The organism is Microbacterium sp. LB12 (assembly GCF_037150835.1).
In the GTDB taxonomy this organism is placed as follows: Bacteria; Actinomycetota; Actinomycetes; order Actinomycetales; family Microbacteriaceae; genus Microbacterium.
The window spans coordinates 16426-33944 of the sequence record NZ_JBBCPF010000004.1 but is presented as its reverse complement, the minus strand read 5'-3'; the positions used below and the strand labels follow the sequence as shown (position 1 = coordinate 33944).

Genomic DNA, 17519 nt, shown 5'->3' with positions numbered 1-17519 from the left:
GTCCAAGTGCGAAGATCGCACCATGAGCCCGGCTAAGAAGCACCCCTCCCTCGATGCGGTCTCGAAGACGATCGTCGAGCTGCTCCAGGAGGACGGCCGCCGTTCGTACTCCGACATCGGCCGCACCGTGGGGATGAGCGAGGCCGCCGTGCGCCAGCGCGTGCAGCGACTGACCGAGTCGGGCGTCATGCAGATCGTGGCGGTCACAGACCCGATGCAGCTGGGCTTCCACCGGCAGGCCATGATCGGCGTGCGCGTGTCGGGCGATGCGCGGCGGGTCGCCGAGGCCATCGCCGCGATCGAGACGGTCGACTACGTCGTCATCACGGTCGGCTCCTTCGATGTGCTCGCCGAAGTCGTCTGCGAGGACGACGACGACTTGCTCGCCCTCATCAACGACGTCATCCGCCCCATCGAGGGCGTCCTCTCCACCGAAACCTTCATCTACGCCAAGCTGCAGAAGCAGCTCTACAACTGGGGGACCAGATGAGCAATTCACGCACCATCCCGTCGGAATCCGCGCTCCAGACGATGGCCAAGGACCATCTCTGGATGCACTTCACCCGGCAGTCCACGATGGCGGAGTCCGGCGTCCCCATCATCGTCAAGGGCGACGGACACCGGATCTGGGATTCGAAGGGCAAGGAGTACTTCGACGGTCTCGCAGGCCTGTTCGTGGTGAACGCGGGTCACGGGCGGCGACGGCTCGCCGAGGCCGCGGCGGCGCAGGCGTCCGAGCTGTCGTTCTTCCCGCTGTGGTCGTACGCTCACCCCGCCGCGATCGAGCTGGCCGACCGCCTGGCCGATGAGGCACCCGGCGACCTCAACCGCGTCTTCTTCTCGACCGGCGGCGGCGAGGCGGTCGAGACCGCGTTCAAGCTCGCCAAGCACTACTGGAAGCTGCAGGGCCAGCCCACCAAGCACAAGGTGATCTCGCGCGCGGTCGCCTACCACGGCACCCCGCAGGGAGCCCTGGCGATCACGGGCATCCCCGCCATGAAGTCGATGTTCGAGCCGGTCACCCCCGGTGGCTTCCGCGTGCCGAACACGAACTTCTACCGCGCCGCCGAGATGGGCGGACCCACCGACGACATCGAGGCGTTCGGGCTCTGGGCCGCCAACCGCATCGAGGAGATGATCCTGTTCGAAGGCCCGGACACGGTGGCCGCGGTGTTCCTCGAACCGGTGCAGAACTCCGGCGGATGCTTCCCGCCCCCTCCCGGGTACTTCGCCCGCGTGCGCGAGATCTGCGACAAGTACGACGTGCTGCTCGTGTCGGACGAGGTCATCTGCGCCTTCGGCCGCCTCGGCCACACCTTCGCGTGCACCGGACTCGGCTACGTGCCCGACATGATCACGTGCGCCAAGGGCATGACCAGCGGATACTCCCCCATCGGCGCCACGATCGTCAGCGACCGCATCTACGAGCCGTTCTCGAAGGGCGACACCTACTTCCCGCACGGCTACACGTTCGGTGGGCACCCGGTGTCGGCCGCCGTGGCGCTGGAGAACCTGGCGATCTTCGACGAGGAGAACCTCAACGCGAACGTGCGCGAGAACTCGCCGCAGTTCCGCGCCGAGCTCGAGAAGCTTCTCGATCTGCCGCTGGTCGGCGACGTGCGCGGCGACGGCTACTTCTTCGGCATCGAGCTCGTGAAGGACAAGGGCACGAAGGAGACGTTCGACGACGCCGAGTCCGAGCGTCTGCTGCGCGGCTTCCTCTCCCCCGCGCTGTTCGAGGCCGGACTGTACTGCCGTGCCGACGACCGGGGCGACCCCGTGATCCAGCTCGCTCCGCCGCTCACGATCGGCCCCGCCGAGTTCCGCGAGATCGAGCAGATCCTGCGGGATGTGCTGACGCGCGCGCAGTCCGCGCTCTAGACCCGTGTGGCGCTCCGCCGTGCCGAGAGGGCGAGGTGGAGCGCCGCAAGGGTCTCGCCGTCGTCGAGATCGACGTCGAGCAGGTCGGCGATGACGGCGAGCCGCTGGTAGAACACCGACCGGGACAGGTGGCTGGCCGTTGCGGCCGCCGAACGGTTCCCGGGATGCGCGACGAGCGCGGTGAGCACGTCCAGCAGGTCGCCGTGGCGCTCCCGGTCGTGGGTGATGAGCGGCGCCAGCATGCGTTCGCTGTGCTCGTGCAGGCGGTGATCGTCGCGCAGGGAGGCGACGAGGCGTTCGAGCGGGCGGTCCTCCACCCGCCGCACCCGCGACCCGGTGCGGGACGGATCGCCCGCCGCCAGGTCCCGCGCCGCGCGCACGGATGCGAGCAGACCGAGGACGTCATCGGCGACCGGCCCCACGAACACCGTGCGATCGGGCCCGGCGATGCGGGCGAGCACGGCGTCGGTCAGCGGCACGGATGCAGGAGCCGACAGCAGCGCGACGTCGTCCTGGTCGACGCGGGCGGCGACCACCGCGCACCCGGCCTGTCGCGCCCGATACGCCAGCTCGCTCGCGGAGACGGCGCCGCGGGCGACGATGCCGTGGCAGTGATGGTCGGCGAGCACGAAGCCACCCGCGGCGAGCCGCGCGCGGATGTCGTCGGGATTCGCGAACCGTGCACCGAGCAGGTCGTCGATGAGGCCGCTCTGCGCGAGGACCGCCCACTCGGCGTCACCACCATCGGCGAGGCATCCGAATGCCAGCGCGGTTGCCCCCTGCTCGAGCACGGTATGCCGTCCCGCAGGATGCGACGGGCCGGGCAGCGCGGACAGCGTGCCCCAGCGCACCCCGCGCGCCTGAACCGGGACGGATTCCACGTCGACGTCGTCGAGCCCCGCGAGCACGTCCGCCACCGGCACGCGGAGCCCCTCGACGGCGATCACCTCGTGGGCGAGGTTCTGCAGCACGACCGGTGAGCCGAGCGCCCTGGCGGTCTCGGCCACGACCACATCGGCGGGAGCACCCTGCAGGCTGAGGGCGGTGAACAGCTCGTGCAGGTGCTGACGCTCGTGCAGGGCATCGGTCTGCGCCGCGATCAGCGCGCGGTGCACCGCCTCCGTCACGGTGACGAACTTCACCTCGCTGGTCAGGGCGATCAGAGCCAGGCCGACCTCCGCGCACGCCTGCGCCACGGCATCCGGCACTCGCGGGTGCGAAGCGCCGAGCTCCAGGACGATCCCCGCGATGCCGACACGATGCAGCCCTCGTACGAATGCGGTCTGCTCCTCCGGGCGCTCCGGCCAGCCGGCACCGGTGCTCAGCAGCAGCTCGCCGCCGTCGAGCAGGCGGGCCACGCCCGCGCTGTCGGACACGTGGGCCCAGCGCACCTCGGCGTCGAGCGCGCCGCCGCCGACGACGACCTCGGGCTCGCCCGCCTGCAGCGCCGACTCCGCGAGCACCTCGGCGACCGTGAGCAGCACGCTGGCGCGTGTCGGACGATCTGTCCGGTCCGCGACGAACTCCTGACGTTCTGACATCACGATTCACGACTCCGCTCTGTGATCATTGAGGAGTATCAGCGTACCGAACCTCGGTCAGAGTGTTCGAGAATCCCCATCTTCAGCAGTCGGAGGAACACCGTGGACATCGTCCGTCACGTCATCAACGGCGCAGAGACCGCGGAAGCGGTCCGCACCGGTCAGGTCTTCGATCCCGCCACCGGCGAGGTCACCAAGCAGGTCGCCCTCGCCTCCACCGCCGAGGTGGACGCCGCCGTCGCCGCGGCAGCCGCTGCCCTCCCCGCCTGGCGCGAGACCAGCCTCATCAAGCGCGCCGACGTGTTCTTCCGGCTGCGGCAGCTGCTCAAGGAGCGCACCCCCGAGCTGGCGGCGATCGTCACGTCCGAGCACGGCAAGGTGCTCTCCGACGCCGCCGGCGAGGTGTCGCGCGGCATCGAGAACGTCGAGTTCGCCGCCGGCCTCGTGCACCTGCTCAAGGGCGAGCGCAGCGAACAGGTCGCCCGCGGTGTCGACGTGCATTCCGTCAAGCAGCCGGTGGGTGTGGTCGCCGCGATCACCCCGTTCAACTTCCCCGTCATGGTGCCGCTGTGGATGGTCGCCTCGGCGATCGCCTGCGGCAACACGGTCGTGCTCAAGCCGAGCGAGAAGGACCCGTCCGCCTCGATCTGGCTCGCCAAACTGTTCCAGGAGGCCGGCCTCCCCGACGGCGTGCTCAACGTCGTCAACGGCGACAAGGAGGCCGTCGACGCCCTGCTCGACTCCCCGCGGGTCAACGCCGTCAGCTTCGTCGGCTCCACCCCGATCGCCCGCTCGATCTACCAGCGCGCCTCCGCTGCCGGCAAGCGCGTGCAGGCGCTCGGCGGCGCGAAGAACCACATGGTCGTGATGCCGGATGCCGACATCGACGCCGCCGCCGACGCCGCCGTGTCCGCCGCCTACGGCTCGGCCGGCGAGCGCTGCATGGCCGTCTCCGTCCTGGTCGCCGTGGGCGATGTGGCCGACGACCTGGTCACCGCGATCGCGGACCGCATCGGCGGACTCACGATCGGTGCCGGCACGGATGCCGCGAGCGAGATGGGGCCGCTCATCACGCGCGAGCACCGCGACAAGGTCGCCTCGTACGTCACCGGCGCCGCCGCCGAGGGGGCCACGGTCGTCGTCGACGGCACGCAGAAGGAGTTCGACTCGAACGGCTTCTTCCTCGGCGTCAGCCTGATCGACCAGGTCGCCCCCGGCATGAAGGTGTACGACGACGAGATCTTCGGCCCGGTGCTGTCGGTCGTGCGCGTGGACACCTACGCCGACGCGGTCGCCCTCGTCAACAGCAACGCCTACGGCAACGGCACCGCGATCTTCACGCGCGACGGCGGCACGGCCCGCCAGTACGAGTTCGACATCGAGGTCGGCATGGTCGGCGTCAACGTGCCGATCCCCGTGCCGATCGGCGCCTACTCGTTCGGCGGCTGGAAGGACTCGCTGTTCGGCGACTCGCACATCTACGGCCCCGAGTCGGTGCACTTCTACACGCGCTCCAAGGTCGTCACCACCCGCTGGCCCGACCACACCCCCTCCCAGATCGACCTCGGCTTCCCGAGCAACCACTGACAGGAGCCATCACGATGACGAAGTACACCGACCGCCACGGCGTCTCGCACCCGCTTCCCGCCCCCGAGGCCGAGGCGCAGGTGCGCGCGGACGACCGCGGCCACGTGTTCCACTCCTGGAGCGCGCAGGGACTGATCGATCCGCTGCCCGTCGCCGCGGGCGAGGGGTCCACGTTCTGGGACTACCAGGGCAACGCGTACCTCGACTTCTCCAGCCAGCTCGTGAACCTCAACCTCGGGCACCAGCACCCCGACCTGGTCGCCGCGATCCAGCAGCAGGCCGGCCGCCTCGCCACCATCCAGCCGGCGATCGCGAACGACGTGCGCGGTGAGCTCGCCCGGCTGATCGCCGAGGTCGCGCCGGAGGGCCTGGAGAAGGTGTTCTTCACCAACGGCGGCGCCGAGGCGAACGAGTACGCGGTGCGCATGGCCCGCCAGTTCACCGGCCGCCGCAAGGTGCTGTCGATGTACCGCAGCTACCACGGCTCCACGTCGACCGCGATCTCGCTCACGGGCGACCCGCGCCGCTGGGCGAACGACACGGTCGACTCCGGCGCCGTGCGCTTCTTCGGCCCGTACCTGTACCGCTCGCCGTTCCACGCCGAGACCCCCGAGCAGGAGTCCGAGCGTGCCCTCGCGCACCTCGAGCAGACGATCCAGCTCGAAGGACCGCAGACGATCGCTGCCATCATCATCGAGACGGTCGTCGGCACCAACGGCGTGCTCGTGCCGCCGCCCGGCTACCTGCAGGGCGTGCGCGAGCTGTGCGACCGCTACGGCATCGTCTACATCGCCGACGAGGTCATGGTCGGCTTCGGCCGCCTCGGCGAGTGGTTCGGCGTCGACGCGTACGACGGCCGCCCCGACCTCATCACCTTCGCGAAGGGGGTGAACTCGGGCTACGTGCCGCTCGGCGGCGTGGTCATCTCCGACCGCATCGCGAACGCGTTCGACACGATGCCGTTCGCCGGCGGCCTGACCTACTCGGGTCACCCGCTCGCCTGTGCGGCCGGCGTCGCCACGTTCGAGGTGTTCCGCCGCGACGGCATCCTGGAACGCGTGCGCGACCTCGGCGAGCGCATCGTCGAGCCCACGCTGCGCGCCTGGGCGCAGTCGCACCCGAGTGTGGGCGAGGTCCGTGGACGCGGCCTGTTCTGGGCGGTCGAGCTCGTGCGCGACCAGGAGACGCGCGAACCGCTGGTGCCGTTCAACGCCTCGGGCGCGGACGCCGCGCCGATGGGTGCGTTCGCCGCCGCCGCGAAGAAGGCAGGGGTCTGGCCGTTCACGCACTTCAACCGCGTGCACGTCGCTCCGCCGCTCGTGATCAGCGAGGACGAGCTGGTGCGCGGTCTCGCCGCGATCGACGGCGCCCTGTCCGTGGCCGACGAGGTCGCCGCGGGCTGACCAGCCACGCAGAAGGGCCCGGCGACTCGTGATCGCCGGGCCCTTCTGCGTGGAGGCGCCTGTTCAGACTGCCGCGTCGTACACCCGCTCCCCCTCGACCCAGGTGCCGCGCACCTCGGTGAGACCGATCTCCTCGATGGGATGCACGAACGGGTCGCGGTCGAGCAGGGCGAGGTCGGCACGCATGCCCACCGCGATCGTGCCGGTGTCGTCGAGGTGGTTCACCCGCGCCGAACCCGCCGTGTAGGCGACGAGCGCGGTGGCCAGGTCGATCGACTGCTCCGGCAGGAACGCCTCGTAGTCACCCTCCCACTCGGTCGGGGCGGAGCGGCGGTTCACGGCGACATGGATCGCGGCCATCGGGTTCGGGGTGCTCACCGACCAGTCGCTTCCCGCGGCGAGCGCGGCCCCCGAGCGCAACAGGTCTCCGAACGGATACTGCCAGGTGCTGCGCTGCGCGCCGAGGAACGGGATCGTGAGGTCGACCATCTGCGGCTCCAGCGTCGCCCACAGCATCTGCATGTTCGCGGTGACGTCGAGGGCCCGGAACCGCGGCACGTCGTCGGGGTGCACGACCTGGATGTGCGAGATGTGATGCCGGTTCCCGCGTGGGCCGTTGTGCCGCAGCGCCGCCTCGACCGCGTCCAGGCATTCCCGCACCGCCCGATCGCCGATCGCGTGGAAGTGCAGCGTGAACCCGAGCGCATCGAGCCGGGTCGCGGCCTCCTTCAGCAGCTCGGGCTCGACGAACGAGATGCCCGAGTCCTCGCGCGGATGTCCGTGCCCGTCGCAGTACGGTTCGAGCATCGCGGCGGTGAAGTTCTCGGCGACGCCGTCCTGCATGATCTTCACGCTGCGCGCGCGGAATCGACCCGCCGTGCTCTCGTCGCGCCGCCGGACCAGATCCTCGATCTGCTCGAGCCCGCGCGAGCGATCCCACCACAGCGAGCCGACCACCCGGCCGGTGAGCGCGCCGGACGACGCGGTGGCCAGGTAGGCGGGGAGCGGGTCGCCCGCATCGCCGTACTCGGTGCCGACGATCGCATCCTGCCAGGCGGTGACCCCGTACGAATGCAGGTAGCGCTGCCCCTGCAGGAGCGCGTCGATCAGGCGTTCGGGCGGCTCGACCGGCAGGTGCCGGTTCACGAGACTCATCGCGCCCTCATGCAGCGTGCCCGTCGGGGCACCCGACGCGTCGCGCTCGATACGACCGTCCACCGGATCCGGGGTGTCGCTCGTGATGCCGGCCAGCGCGAGTGCCCGGGAATTGACCCACGCACCGTGCCCGTCCCGGTTCGGCAGGAATGCCGGGCGATCGGGGAGCACCGTATCGAGGTCGGCCGCGGTCGGGGTGCCACCGGGGAAGGCCGACATCTGCCAGCCCCCGCCGAGGATCCACTCGTCCCCCGGATGCGCGGCCGCGTACTCGGCGATGCGCGCCAGATACTCGTCCCGCGTCGCCAGGGCGGACAGGTCGCAGCGGAGCATGTCCAGCCCGCCCCACACCGGATGCACGTGCGCGTCCTGGAAGCCGGGCACCAGCAACCCACCCGCCAGGTCGACGACCTCGGTGTCGGGGCCGATCAGCGCCGACACGTCGTGCCCGACCGCGCTGATGCGGCCGTCCGTGACGGCCACGGCGTGGGCGGTGGAGCGTGCGGCGTCCGAGAGGAACACCCGACCTCCTGCGGCACCGCCGGTGAAGACGAGATCTGCGTAGGCCACGGTCATCCTCCTGCCATCGTGCGGGCGATCTCGGTGGCCGAGTCCCCCGCCCTCTTGAGCACCACGGCCACCAGTGCGAGCGCGAGCAGCGTGAGCACCAGCATGATCGTCGACACCGCGGCGATCTCCGGGCGCAACCCGCTGCGCAGTGCGCTGAGCACGTACACCGGCCACGGCGTGGTGCCCGATACCTGCACGAACGCCGACACGACGGTGTTGTCGAGGCTCAGGGTGAACGAGAGCAGGAACCCGGCCAGCACGGCGGGCATCGCCAGCGGCAGCGTGACCTTGAAGAACGTGCGCACGGGCGGTGCGTACAGGTCGGCCGACGCCTCCTCCAGTCGCGCGTCGAGTCCCACCAGCCGCGCCCGCACGATGTACGACACGATCGCGATCGAGAACAGCGACTGCCCGACCACGAGTCTCATGGTGCCGTCGTTGAAGATGCCGATGCCGGCATCCTGCCCGAGGAACACCAGCCACGGCAGCAGTGCGACGGCATCCACGATCTCGGGCGTGACCGAGACGAGCAGCAGGAGCCCGAGGAACCACCACACCCACTTGCCCGGGTTGCGGGCCATCGCGATGCCCGCCAGCGTGCCGAGTGCGGTGGCGAGCAGGGCGGCGAGGAGTCCGGTGCGCACCGACACGAGCACGGCATCGCGGATCGCCGGCTTGTTGACGATCGCGAGGAACGACTCGAAGCCGAAGTGGTCCCACGACACCAGCAGGCGTCCCACGTTGAACGAATACGCGATGATCACGAGGATCGGCAGGAACAGGAACAGGAACACCAGCGCCGCCCAGATCGGGAGCACGAAGCGTCCCGCCCCTCGTCGCACGCGGGGTGCCGGTGCCGCGGACGTCGGGGCGGTCATGGTGGTCGCATCGGTCTTGGTCTTCGTGTCGGTCATGATCCCTCCCCCAGGACGAGTCGGTTGCGCTGTCTCAGTGGCAGCGTCAGGAGCCAGAGCAGACCCGCGGCCACCGCGATCGAGAGCATGATGACGATGATCAGCAGCACCGCCATCGCCGAGCCGAGTGCCCAGTTCTGCGCGGTCTGGAACTGACTCGCCACGACCTGCCCGATCATGTTGCCCTTCGCGCCTCCCAGCACCGTGGCGGTGATGTAGTCGCCCATGAGCGGGATGTAGACGAGGAGCACACCCGCGATGATGCCCGGCCGGGCCAGCGGCACCGTCACCCGCAGGAGGGTGGTGATGCTGTTCGCGCCGAGGTCCTTGCTCGCCTCCCGCAGCGGACCGGACACCCGGTCGAAGGCCACGAACAGCGGGAGGATCATCAGCGGCAGATAGTTGTAGACCACGCCGAGCAGCACCGCCCCGCGCGAGTAGAGCAGATCGAGCGGACCGGGGATGATGCCGATGCCCTGCAGCAGCTGCGAGAGCCAGCCCTCCGGGGCGAGGATCACCTGCCAGCCGATCGTGCGCACCAGGAAGTTCGTCCAGAACGGCACCATCACGAGGGCGAGCAGCAGCCCGCGCTTCGAGGGCGGCGCCTTCACCGCGATCCAGTACGCGACGGGACCGCCGATCACCAGGCACAGCAGCGTGCCCAGGATGCCGATCCACAGGGTGTTCAGGAACGTGCTGAAGAACGTCGGCGAGAGCGCTTCGAGATAGCGGTCGAACGAGAGGTGGTCGAGGGCATGCGTGGCGAAGATGCTCGGCTTGTAGCCGAAGCTGAACACCACGACCATGAAGATCGGGGCGACGAAGAAGACGAGCAGCCAGATCCAGGCGGGGATCGCGAGACCGAACTTGAGCTTAGGCACCGGCGGCCGCCTTCATCGAGTTCCAGATCTCGACCACGCGATCCTGCGCCTCCGTCAGCTTTCCCTCATGCATCGTCTGCACCTGCTCCTCGTCGAAGAACACCATGTCGAGCCGTTCCAGCCCGGCCGCCTCCGCCTCGTCGCGGATGCCCGAGATACCGGTGTCATACCCGATGTAATCGACCTGCGCGAGCTGTACGTCGGGCTGCAGCACGAAGTTGATGAACGCGTGCGCGGCCTCGGGGTGCGGCGCACCGGCGGCGATGGCCCAGTTGTCCATCCACAGCTCGGTCGCCGGACTCCCCAGCACCCACTGCCAGCGGTCGGGGTCGTCGGATTCGAAGATGCCGAGCCGTGCATCGCCGTTGTACGACTGCAGCAGCGCGTGCGAGGCCTGCGGGATCGACGAGCCGCCGGGGTACGAGTCGAACGCCGAGACGTGTGGGGCGAGCTCCTTCACGAGGAACTTCTCGACCGCGTCGAGGTCGGCGGGGTCGGTGGTCGTCCAGTCGATGCCGTTCGCCCAGAAGTAGATGCCGAGAAGCGGCGCCGGGTCGTCGAGCACCGAGGTGGATCCGGACGCCTCGTTCTGCGCGGCGTCGATGAAGTCGCTCCACGTGGTGAGCTCCCGCGAGATCACGCGCTTGTCGTACACGAACCCGGTGGTCCCCCACGCCTTGCAGACGGAGTACTCGTTGCCGGGATCCCACGAGCGCCCGCGGAACTCGGGTGCCACGTGCGTCATGTTCGGCAGCAGGTCGAGGTTGAACTTCTGCAGCAGCCCGTTCTCGGCCATCGGGCCCACGAACACCCCGGTCGGCACGACGATGTCATACCCCGAGGTGCCGCGCGCTGCGACGAGCTTGGCGATCAGTTCCTCATTGGAGTTGAACGCGTCGAGCACGATCCTCGGCCCGTTCTCGGCGGTGAACTGTTCGAGCACCTCGGGGGCGTCGTAGTCGCCCCAGCTGTAGATCGACAGCTTGTCCTCGAGCGGTCCGCCCTTCGCGTGCACGGCGGCGGCGTTCTGTCCCGGCGCGCACGCGCTCAGCAGCACGGCGCCGCCCGCGGCGAGCGCAGTGGCGAGGAATCCGCGGCGGGTGAGTTCGGCCGTGATGACGCGAGCAGCGCTCCGATGCGCGAGCACGCGCACCGGAGGAGCGCCCGTCATCGGCCGCCGCCCTGCGGGAGGGTGATCACGTGGGTCGCCGTGGTCGGGATGCCGTCGGCGGCGAACAGGCGGGCGTCGGCCGCATTCCACACGCACCGCACCTCGTCGTCGACGCCGACGGGCGGGGCGGTCGGCGCAGGCATCCGTGAGAGGAACGTGGCGTCCTCGCCGACGCGCACGGCCACCTGCAGGGTCTCGCCGAGATGCGAGACGCCGAGGACCCGTCCCGGCACGCCGGCTCCCTCTCCCTGTTCCAGCCGCACGTACTCGGGGCGGATAGCGGCCACGGCGGGCTGTCCCGCAGCGACCGGCTCGCCGCCCCAGCGTCCGGCGATCGCGCCGATCGCGGTGTCGACCGCGGCTCCGTCCGCGCGCACCATGCCGTGCACGAAGTTCTGCTGCCCGATGAACGAGGCGACATAGGCCGACGCGGGCTCGGCGTAGATCGCGGCCGGCGCGTCGAGCTGCTCGATCCGCCCCGCCCGCATCACGGCGATCCGGTCGCTCATCGACAGCGCCTCGGCCTGGTCGTGCGTGACGAACACGAACGTCGTGCCCAACCGCGCCTGGAGCAGCTTGAGCTCGAGCTGCATCTCCTCGCGCAGCTGACGGTCGAGCGCGGCCAGCGGCTCGTCGAGCAGCAGCACGCTCGGACGGTTGATGAGCGCGCGCGAGAGCGCGATGCGCTGCTGCTGCCCGCCGGAGAGCTGGGTCGGCTTGCGGTCGGCGAACGCCCGCAGCTGCACCATGTCGAGCGCCTCGCTGACCCGCTCCCGCTGCTCCGCCTTGGGCACGCGCTTCTGCTGCAGACCGTAGGCGACGTTCTCGGCGACCGTGAGGTGCGGGAAGAGCGCGTAGGCCTGGAAGACGGTGTTGACCTCACGCCGGTAGGGCGGCAGGGTCAGCACGCTGCGACCGGAGATGAGGATGTCTCCGGCATCCGGATATTCGAACCCCGCGATCATGCGCAGGGTGGTCGTCTTGCCGCAGCCGGAAGGGCCGAGGAGGGAGAGGAACTCCCCCGGCTGCACGTCGAGGCTGAGGTCGTCGACGGCGGTGGCGGTGCCGTAGCGCTTGGTGACGCGGTCGATGCGCACTCCACCGGTCACGGTGGGTGCGTCGAGTGTGGCCGTCGACGTTCGGGTGGTGTCGGGCATGGAGCCTCCCCATTGAGATTCGCTTGCCGCGAGTCTGTCAGAGAAATGACCGCAGGTATAGCGAAATGGAAAGTCTCGTGCTCGAGTCGCAACGGTATCCGTTGCGATTCGCGAAACTCACGACCGATTGGCCCGGATCAGATCAGGAAGCCGCGCAGCAGGGCCTCGGAGCCGGCGAGGTGGTCGCGCATCGCCGCGTCCGCCGCATCCGGGCGTCCGGCGAGGATGGCGGTGACGATGCGTTCGTGCTGCTCGCCCGAGTGCTGGATGTTGCGCGGCATCAGGGGGAACGTGTCGAGCCAGGCGTTGACGTCGGCGCGGTTCTCCGCGACGAGTGCCACGAGCGAGGGGATCCCGGCCGCCTCGGCGATCGCGAGATGCAGCAGGGTGTCCAGGCGACGGTACTCGTCCGGACCGGCCGGCAGCGCCGCCTCATGCCGTGCCCACAGGTCGGCGCGGGTGGCGGCGTCCAGCGTGCGCCCGGCCGCCGCCCGGACCGCACCGGTCTCGAGCACCCGCCGCAGACCCAGCACGTCGTCGATCTCCTCGGGCGTCACGGTGCGCGCCACCGAGGGGTGCGGCAGCGGGTCGGCCACGAACGTGCCCCCGTACCGTCCACGGCGCGCCCGCAGGTAGCCGGTGTCGGCGAGCTCGCGGATCGCCTCGCGCACCGTGTCCCGGCTCACGCCGAACGAGGCCGCGAGCTCGCGCTCCGGAGGCAGCGACTCCCCCGGGGCGACGACGCCGAGACGGATGGTCTGCACGAGGCGGGCGACCGCATCCTCGAGCGCGTTGCCGCGCCGCAGGGGTCGATAGACCGCTCTGCGCACCTCGACGAGGTCGCCGTCGTGGAGGTGATCGCTCATGCCTTCACCCTGTCACAGCGAGGTGAGGGCCGCTCACAGCGGGGTGACGTAGGCGTTCGTGATGCCGCCGTCCACGACGAACGCACTCGCGGTGATGAAGGACGAGTCGTCGGAGGCGAGGAACGCCACGGCGGCGGCGAGTTCCGCGGGCTCGGCGAAGCGTCCCATCGGCACGTGCACCAGGCGCCGCTGGGCGCGCTCCGGATCCTTCGCGAACAGCTCCTGCAGCAGCGGGGTGTTCACCGGCCCGGGGCACAGTGCGTTCACGCGCACCCCCTGCCGGGCGAACTGCACGCCCAGCTCGCGCGACATCGCCAGCACGCCACCCTTCGACGCGGTGTAGCTGATCTGCGACGTCGCGGATCCCAGCAGCGCGACGAACGACGCCGTGTTGATGATGGAGCCCTTCCCCGCCGGCACCATGTGCCGCAGCGCCGCGCGGCTGCACAGGTACACGCTCTTGAGGTTCACATCCTGCACCCGGTCCCAGGCCGGGAGCTCGGTCGTCTCGATCGAGTCGTCGTCGGCGGGCGAGATCCCCGCGTTGTTGAAGGCGATGTCGATGCGCCCGAACTCGGCGGCGACACCGTCGAACAGTGCATCGACCTTCGCCTCGTCGGCGACGTCCACGGGACGGAACACCCCGCCCACCTCCGCCGCAGCCGCCTCGCCGGTGGTCGGATCGACGTCGGCGATGACGACGAAGGCGCCCTCGTCGGCGAAGCGCCTCGCGGTGGCGAACCCGATGCCGCTCGCACCGCCGGTGATGATGGCGACGCGGTCCTTGAGACGCTGGGTGAGATCGATGCTCATGTGGGTTCTCCGTTCAGAGTGTGGTGGGCGGTGACGCGATCAGTGGTCATCGGTCGCGAAGAAGACGTTCTTGGTCTCGGTGAAGTGCTCGGCCGCGTCGGGCCCGAGCTCGCGCCCCAGCCCCGACGCCTTCATGCCGCCGAACGGGGTCGCGTAGCGCACCGAGGAGTGCGAGTTCACGGACAGCACCCCGCTGCGCACACCGCGGGCGACACGCACACCCCGCCCGAGGTTCTGGGTCCACACCGAGCCGGCGAGTCCGTACACGGTGTCGTTCGCGAGGCGGATCGCGTCGGCCTCATCGTCGAACGGCATCACCGCGACGACCGGTCCGAACACCTCCTGCTGGGCGATCCGGTCGGCAGGGTCCGCGAGCACGACCGCAGGGGCGAACCAGAAGCCGTCCCCGTCGGGAGCCGTGCCACGGAAGGCGATGTCCGCCCCGTCGAGGAACGAGGCGACGGTGTCGCGGTGTCCCGCGGAGATCAGCGGTCCCATGTCGGTGTCGGGATGCGCGGGATCTCCCACACGCCAGGCGGCCACGGCCGGTTCGAGCAGTTCGAGGAAGCGGTCGTACACCGAGCGCTGCACGAGCAGGCGGCTGCGCGCACAGCAGTCCTGTCCGGCGTTGTCGAACACCGAGCCGGGCACTCCGGCCGCCGCACGTTCCAGGTCGGCATCGGCGAAGACGATGTTGGCGCTCTTGCCGCCGAGTTCGAGCGTCACGGGCTTGAGCGCCCGCGCGCAGCCCGCCGCGACCTCGATGCCGACCTCGGTCGATCCGGTGAAGACGACCTTGCGCACGTCCGGGTGATCGACGAGTCGCTGACCGACCACCGAACCTGACCCGGTGACGACCTCGAACAGTCCCTCCGGGAGCCCTGCGTCGAGGGCGAGCTCGCCCAGGCGGATCGCGGTGAGCGGGGTCAGCTCGGCCGGCTTCAGCACGACCGCGTTGCCCGCGGCGAGCGCCGGCGCGAACGCCCAGGAGGCGATCGTCATCGGGAAGTTCCACGGCACGATCACCCCGACCACGCCGTACGGGTCGTGGAAGGTGACATCCAGCCCGCCGGCGACCGGGATCTGCCGGCCCGACAGTCGTTCCGGGTCGGCGGAGTAGTAATTGAGCACCTGTGCGACGTGCCCGGCCTCCCAGCGTGCGGAGCCGATCGGATGCCCGGAGTTGAGCACCTCCAGCTGCGCCAGCTCCTCGGTCGCGGCTTCGACCGCCCGCGCGAAGGATCGGAGCGCGTCGGCCCGGGCGACGGGGGCGAGCGTGGCCCACCGTCGCTGCGCCACGACGGCGCGGGCGATCGCGGCGTCTGTCTCGCCGACATCCGCACGGGCGACCTCGCGGATCGCGGCGCCGGTCGACGGATTGATGACGGTGAACGCGCTCATCGGGCGCCTCCCTCTCTGGTCTCAGCGAATGCACGCGCCTGCGCGACGAGGTCGGCGAAGAGCCGCCGGTCCTCCGCGTTCTCCTCCGGATGCCATTGGATGCCGACGAGGTGGCCCGCCGAGTCGTCGACGAAGGCCTGCACGAGACCGTCGTCGGAGCGCGCAGCGGCCACCAGCCCCTCGCCGAGCCGGTCGATGCCCTGGTGGTGGTAGCTGTGCACGCGCACGTCGCCCGCGCCGAGCACACCGGCCAGCGCGGTGCCGTCCGACACCTGCACCTCGTTCTCGGCGAAGACCCCGCCGCCGATGCGATAGCGCTCGGTGCCCAGCGACTCGGGCAGATGCTGCTGGAGCGTCCCGCCGCGGGCGACGTTGACCAGCTGCAGCCCCCGGCAGATCGCGAGCACCGGCATGCGCCGTCGCTCCGCCGCCCGGAACAGCGCGAGCTCCCACGCATCGCGGTCGACACGGGCGGGGTCGGTGAGCGGATGCCGTTCGGCGCCGTAGAGCTCGGGCGCGACGTCCGCGCCGCCGGAGAGGATCAGCCCGTCCAGCCCCGCGATGGCCGCATCCGCCGCATCGGGGTTCTGCGGGGGCAGCAGGATCGCGATGCCACCGGACGAGGTCACACCGGTGAGGTACTGCTCGGGGAGGAACGCGGCACGCACGTTCCACACCCCCTGCTGCGCCTGCTCGAGATAGGTCGTGACGCCGACCAGGGGTGCCGTTTCAGAGCCGCTCGAAACCACGGATGCGCTCCCAGTCGGTGACGGCGGCGTCGTAGGCCTCGACCTCGATGCGCGCCTGGTTCAGGTAGTGGTCAACGACGTCGTCGCCGAAGGCCGCACGGGCGATGGACGATTCGCTGAACAGCTGCGCGGCCTCACGCAGCGTCGTGGGCAGGTGATCGACGCCTGCCTCGTAGGCGTTGCCGGTGAAGCGCTCGGGCAGCGGCAGCTCGTTCTCGATGCCGTACAGGCCTCCGGCGATGATCGCCGAGATGCCCAGGTACGGGTTCACGTCGCCGCCCGGCACCCGGTTCTCGACCCGCAGCCCGGAGCCGTGCCCGACCACGCGCAGCGCGCACGTGCGGTTGTCGATGCCCCAGGCGACCCCGGTGGGCGCGAAGCTGCCTTTCGCGAAGCGCTTGTACGAATTGATGTTGGGCGCGTAGAGCAGCGTGAACTCGCGCAGAGTCGCGAGGATGCCGGCGATCCAATGCTCCATGACGGGACTGAAGCCGTGCTCGCCGTCGCCGGCCATGACGGGTGTGCCGTCGTCGGCGCGCAGCGAGAGGTGGATGTGGCAGCTGTTGCCCTCGCGCTCGTTGAACTTGGCCATGAAGGTGAGCGCCTGGCCGTGCTGCTCCGCGATCTCCTTCGCGCCGTTCTTGTACAGCGCGTGCTGGTCGGCGGTCTCGCGCACCTCGGCGTAGCGGAACGCGATCTCCTGCTGACCCAGGTTGCACTCCCCCTTCACGCCTTCGCAGTAGAGCCCGGCGCCGTCCATGCCGTTGCGGATGTCGCGCAGCAGCGGCTCGAGCCGCGTGGAGGCCAGCAGGTTGTAGTCGACGTTGTAGTCGGTGGCCGGGGTGAGCCCCTCATACCGGCGCGCCCAGGCGTCGCGGTAGGTGTTGTCGAAGACGATGAACTCCAGCTCGGTGCCGGAGAACGCGGTCCATCCGCGCTCGGCGAGGCGTTCGCGCTGCCGGTCGAGGATCGCCCGGGGTGACGGGCCGACCGGTTCGCCGTTCTGCCACACCAGGTCGGCGATGACCAGAGCGGTGCCGTCCAGCCAGGGGATGCGGCGGAGGGTTTCGACGTCGGGCCGCAGCACCATGTCGCCGTAGCCGCGGTCCCAGCCGGACATCGCGTAGCCGTCGACCGTGTTCATGTCGACATCGACCGACAGCAGGTAGTCGCAGGCCTCGGCGCCGTGGTGCAGGATGTCCTCCTGGAACAGCCGCGCGGACACCCGCTTGCCGACCAGTCGTCCCTGCGCATCGGCGAAGGCCACGATCACCGTGTCGATCTCGCCGGCGGCGATGCCGGCGTCCAGCTGCTCGATGCTCAGGTTTCCCGACATCTTCTCGCTCCCGTCGTCGTGGTGAAGCGATCGTTCGACCGGCTTCGCCCTCAGAGTAGATCACACCTCGACGTTTAAAGGTAGACGAAACCAC

15 protein-coding genes are annotated in these 17519 nt (G+C 70.0%); 4 read left to right on the top strand and 11 right to left on the bottom strand.

Annotation, left to right across the window (positions count from 1 at the left end; genetic code table 11):
- Nucleotides 1-22: 22 nt before the first annotated feature.
- A complete protein-coding gene (locus WFM69_RS08775) occupies nt 23-490 on the top strand; it encodes an Lrp/AsnC family transcriptional regulator (RefSeq protein ID WP_337003720.1) in 468 nt (155 codons plus the stop codon).
- Nucleotides 487-1881 (top strand): aspartate aminotransferase family protein, encoded by a 1395-nt coding sequence (locus WFM69_RS08770; protein ID WP_337003718.1) that lies wholly within the window; start codon nt 487-489, stop codon nt 1879-1881. The genes WFM69_RS08775 and WFM69_RS08770 overlap by 4 nt, the downstream gene beginning before the upstream one ends.
- Here the strand turns inward: WFM69_RS08770 and WFM69_RS08765 are convergent.
- Nucleotides 1878-3422 (bottom strand): PucR family transcriptional regulator, encoded by a 1545-nt coding sequence (locus WFM69_RS08765; RefSeq protein ID WP_337003716.1) that lies wholly within the window; start codon nt 3420-3422, stop codon nt 1878-1880. The genes WFM69_RS08770 and WFM69_RS08765 overlap by 4 nt on opposite strands.
- 102 nt (nt 3423-3524) lie before the next feature.
- On the opposite strand from WFM69_RS08765, the gene WFM69_RS08760 reads away from it, so the two are divergent.
- Together WFM69_RS08760 and WFM69_RS08755 are read left to right on the top strand one after the other, a co-directional pair.
- A complete protein-coding gene (locus tag WFM69_RS08760) occupies nt 3525-5009 on the top strand; it encodes a CoA-acylating methylmalonate-semialdehyde dehydrogenase (RefSeq protein ID WP_337003714.1) in 1485 nt (494 codons plus the stop codon).
- A 14-nt stretch (nt 5010-5023) separates the two neighbouring features.
- On the top strand, nt 5024-6412 hold the full coding sequence (locus WFM69_RS08755) for an aspartate aminotransferase family protein (protein ID WP_337003712.1): 1389 nt from the start codon (nt 5024-5026) through the stop codon (nt 6410-6412).
- A gap of 63 nt (nt 6413-6475) precedes the next feature.
- Here WFM69_RS08755 and WFM69_RS08750 read toward each other — a convergent pair whose 3' ends face one another.
- The 10 genes from WFM69_RS08750 to WFM69_RS08705 form a co-directional block, all read right to left on the bottom strand.
- On the bottom strand, nt 6476-8143 hold the full coding sequence (locus WFM69_RS08750) for an amidohydrolase (RefSeq protein WP_337003710.1): 1668 nt from the start codon (nt 8141-8143) through the stop codon (nt 6476-6478).
- Nucleotides 8140-9051, bottom strand: coding sequence for an ABC transporter permease (locus WFM69_RS08745; RefSeq protein WP_337003708.1), 912 nt, complete (start codon nt 9049-9051; stop codon nt 8140-8142). Before WFM69_RS08745 ends, WFM69_RS08750 begins: the two co-directional genes overlap by 4 nt.
- A complete protein-coding gene (locus WFM69_RS08740) occupies nt 9048-9932 on the bottom strand; it encodes an ABC transporter permease (RefSeq protein ID WP_337003706.1) in 885 nt (294 codons plus the stop codon). Before WFM69_RS08740 ends, WFM69_RS08745 begins: the two co-directional genes overlap by 4 nt.
- Nucleotides 9925-11103, bottom strand: a complete 1179-nt coding sequence (locus WFM69_RS08735; RefSeq protein ID WP_337003704.1) for a polyamine ABC transporter substrate-binding protein — start codon at nt 11101-11103, stop codon at nt 9925-9927. Before WFM69_RS08735 ends, WFM69_RS08740 begins: the two co-directional genes overlap by 8 nt.
- Complete coding sequence (locus WFM69_RS08730; RefSeq protein ID WP_337003701.1) at nt 11100-12260, bottom strand: ABC transporter ATP-binding protein; 1161 nt, start codon at nt 12258-12260, stop codon at nt 11100-11102. Before WFM69_RS08730 ends, WFM69_RS08735 begins: the two co-directional genes overlap by 4 nt.
- A 137-nt stretch (nt 12261-12397) precedes the next feature.
- Nucleotides 12398-13126 (bottom strand): FadR/GntR family transcriptional regulator, encoded by a 729-nt coding sequence (locus WFM69_RS08725; RefSeq protein WP_337003699.1) that lies wholly within the window; start codon nt 13124-13126, stop codon nt 12398-12400.
- A gap of 33 nt (nt 13127-13159) precedes the next feature.
- Nucleotides 13160-13939: a 3-oxoacyl-ACP reductase gene (locus WFM69_RS08720; RefSeq protein WP_337003697.1), complete on the bottom strand. Its 780-nt coding sequence runs from the start codon at nt 13937-13939 to the stop codon at nt 13160-13162.
- A gap of 39 nt (nt 13940-13978) precedes the next feature.
- Nucleotides 13979-15340: an aldehyde dehydrogenase family protein gene (locus tag WFM69_RS08715; RefSeq protein ID WP_337003694.1), complete on the bottom strand. Its 1362-nt coding sequence runs from the start codon at nt 15338-15340 to the stop codon at nt 13979-13981.
- The gene (locus WFM69_RS08710; protein ID WP_337003692.1) at nt 15337-16089 is read right to left on the bottom strand and encodes a gamma-glutamyl-gamma-aminobutyrate hydrolase family protein; all 753 of its coding nucleotides are present in this window, start codon (nt 16087-16089) and stop codon (nt 15337-15339) included. Before WFM69_RS08710 ends, WFM69_RS08715 begins: the two co-directional genes overlap by 4 nt.
- A complete protein-coding gene (locus WFM69_RS08705) occupies nt 16070-17425 on the bottom strand; it encodes a glutamine synthetase family protein (protein ID WP_337003690.1) in 1356 nt (451 codons plus the stop codon). Before WFM69_RS08705 ends, WFM69_RS08710 begins: the two co-directional genes overlap by 20 nt.
- Nucleotides 17426-17519: the final 94 nt, after the last annotated feature.

Excerpts from the sequence above, each read along its gene's own strand:
- WFM69_RS08775 (WP_337003720.1), top strand. The coding sequence starts at position 23 with ATGAGCCCGGCTAAGAAGCACCCCTCCCTCGATGCGGTCTCGAAGACG.
- WFM69_RS08770 (WP_337003718.1), top strand. The coding sequence starts at position 487 with ATGAGCAATTCACGCACCATCCCGTCGGAATCCGCGCTCCAGACGATG.
- WFM69_RS08765 (WP_337003716.1), bottom strand. The coding sequence starts at position 3,422 with ATGTCAGAACGTCAGGAGTTCGTCGCGGACCGGACAGATCGTCCGACA.
- WFM69_RS08755 (WP_337003712.1), top strand. The coding sequence starts at position 5,024 with ATGACGAAGTACACCGACCGCCACGGCGTCTCGCACCCGCTTCCCGCC.
- WFM69_RS08750 (WP_337003710.1), bottom strand. The coding sequence starts at position 8,143 with ATGACCGTGGCCTACGCAGATCTCGTCTTCACCGGCGGTGCCGCAGGA.
- WFM69_RS08745 (WP_337003708.1), bottom strand. The coding sequence starts at position 9,051 with ATGACCGACACGAAGACCAAGACCGATGCGACCACCATGACCGCCCCG.
- WFM69_RS08735 (WP_337003704.1), bottom strand. The coding sequence starts at position 11,103 with ATGACGGGCGCTCCTCCGGTGCGCGTGCTCGCGCATCGGAGCGCTGCT.
- WFM69_RS08730 (WP_337003701.1), bottom strand. The coding sequence starts at position 12,260 with ATGCCCGACACCACCCGAACGTCGACGGCCACACTCGACGCACCCACC.
- WFM69_RS08725 (WP_337003699.1), bottom strand. The coding sequence starts at position 13,126 with ATGAGCGATCACCTCCACGACGGCGACCTCGTCGAGGTGCGCAGAGCG.
- WFM69_RS08720 (WP_337003697.1), bottom strand. The coding sequence starts at position 13,939 with ATGAGCATCGATCTCACCCAGCGTCTCAAGGACCGCGTCGCCATCATC.
- WFM69_RS08715 (WP_337003694.1), bottom strand. The coding sequence starts at position 15,340 with ATGAGCGCGTTCACCGTCATCAATCCGTCGACCGGCGCCGCGATCCGC.
- WFM69_RS08705 (WP_337003690.1), bottom strand. The coding sequence starts at position 17,425 with ATGTCGGGAAACCTGAGCATCGAGCAGCTGGACGCCGGCATCGCCGCC.